2 tRNA genes are annotated in these 302 nt (G+C 59.9%); both read left to right on the forward strand.

Annotated features, from left to right (window positions below):
- Positions 1–105: 105 nt before the first annotated feature.
- Positions 106–181 (forward strand) — tRNA-Ala (locus ACODS3_RS26510).
- 45 nt (positions 182–226) lie between these two features.
- Positions 227–302, forward strand: a tRNA-Glu gene (locus ACODS3_RS26515).

The following is a 302-nucleotide window of genomic DNA, read 5'->3' on the forward strand; positions in this document are numbered from 1 at the left end:
GACACCGCCCTTTCACGGCGGTAACAGGGGTTCGAGTCCCCTAGGGGACGCCATTTTCAAAGAGTGATGCCGCAAGGTTGATCTCCGCCGCGAGGCGATAAATCCGGGGCTATAGCTCAGCTGGGAGAGCGCCTGCATGGCATGCAGGAGGTCAGCGGTTCGATCCCGCTTAGCTCCACCAATTTTGCCAGGGTTCGCTGTTAGCGAATCTGCTCGAAGGTTTTGCGTCCCCTTCGTCTAGTGGCCTAGGACACCGCCCTTTCACGGCGGTAACAGGGGTTCGAGTCCCCTAGGGGACGCCA

The organism is Pseudomonas sp. FG43, from assembly GCF_057809175.1.